General features: G+C 69.9%; 2 protein-coding genes. Both read right to left on the bottom strand.

Annotated elements, in window-relative coordinates; translation table 11 throughout:
• Positions 1–60 precede the first annotated feature (60 nt).
• Positions 61–306, bottom strand: coding sequence for an SDR family NAD(P)-dependent oxidoreductase (locus AB0I04_RS55120; protein WP_360905066.1), 246 nt, complete (start codon positions 304–306; stop codon positions 61–63).
• Between the two features lie 136 nt (positions 307–442).
• A complete protein-coding gene (locus AB0I04_RS55115) occupies positions 443–1,165 on the bottom strand; it encodes a DUF899 family protein (protein WP_360905063.1) in 723 nt (240 codons plus the stop codon).
• Between the last annotated feature and the right edge of the window lie 345 nt (positions 1,166–1,510).

The raw sequence follows: 1,510 nt of genomic DNA, 5'->3' as shown, positions 1-1,510 counted from the left end.
CTCGCTCAACTACTCGATGTTCCACCTCGCCAAGGGCTACGCCGAGGACGGCATGACGTCTTACGTCGAGCTGCAGGAGGCGGAGTTCGCCGCCGGCCCGGCGCGCGAGACCAGGGAGGCGGCGTCCCCGGTCAGATCGCCTACGACGGCCCGGCCCCCGGTCTCGGCGGCCACGGCGTCGAGCCGGGGCCGGTCACGCCCTACCAGGACGAGACGCGCCCCGGCCCTCGCCATCTCCCGCGCGGTCGCCGCCCCGATGCCGGAGGACGCCCCGGTGACCAGTACCCGAGCACCGCTGAGCCGCATGCTCCATGACTTCCCCCGGGCCGACTCGGCAACCGGTGACGTACGCCGCCCGCCTCAAGGGCCTGTCTCGACGTCGCCGCCTGGCCGTCGCGCAGTAGGACAGCGGGACTTCGAGGCAGGCCCTAACGCTCAGGCCCTAACGCCCAGGCCCGAGGTCGTCGGAGCGTCCGGCTTCCAGGCGGGGCCACTGGGCGCTGGGGCGTCCGTTGGTCCGGGCGATGCTGTCGGCCTGCGGCCAGCCGGCGGGCGAGTCCTCCCACGCCTCCTGCCGCCCGTACGCGGTCCGGTCCAGGAGACCGTAGGTGACGTCCATCACCTCGACACCACGGCCGGTGGTCCAGTACGTCTCGAACACCCGGTCGCCCTGGCGCAGGTAGCACGCCAGCATGAACGGGCCGCGTCCCGCCATCAGGACGTCGATGGACTCCGCCGCGGAGTACCAGGGCACGTCCCAGCCCATGAAGTCGCGGTAGCGGACGCTCTCCTCGTACGGGCCCTGGCAGAACGTCGCGTACGTGATGTCGCGTACGTGCAGGTAGGACAGCTCGCGGACCTGGCTGTTGAAGAACGTGCAGCCCTCGCACTGCTCGGCGGCCGGGTGGCCGGTGTGCCACATCTGGTAGTAGGCGATCAGCTGGCGGCGGCCCTCGAACGTCTCCAGCAATGTGACCGGTCCGGCCGGGCCGACCAGTGTGGTGCCGGCGTCGACCTCCACCATCGGCAGCCGGCGGCGAGCGGCCGCGATCGCGTCGCCTTCGTGGGTGTGCGCCTTCTCCCGGATTCGCAGCACGTCCAGTTCGGCCTGGTAGCCGGCCCGGTCCGCGATCTTGGGTGCCGGCACGGTGATGTCGGTGTTCATGAGATCTCCCTTCGCGCCCCTGGTGGACTTTCGCCCAACCGACGAAGGCGGCCGGCTCGGATCGACATCGGCCGGCGAAAAACTCAGAGATCTTCGAGGGGCATGCCCGCGAGGTTTCCGGTCACGGGCAACGGAAATCGAAGCACCGGTCATCCTGCTGCCGGACTCCCGCAACGACATCAGGGTGGATCTGGCGGCGTAACCGCGGAGGCCGAGCCCCGTCCGACGATCGGCCATCGATCGCGTCCCGCCTATCCGGACGTGTGGTCGAAGTGGAGTTTTGTGGTGATGCGGTATCGGTCGCCGCGGTAGGCGGATTGGGCGTATTCGATGGTGCGTCCGGTG

Origin of the sequence: Actinoallomurus sp. NPDC050550 (assembly GCF_040655075.1) — a bacterium.
GTDB lineage: Bacteria > Actinomycetota > Actinomycetes > Streptosporangiales > Streptosporangiaceae > Actinoallomurus.
Note: the sequence above shows the minus strand (reverse complement) of the source record. Positions and strands in the feature narration are given on the sequence as shown.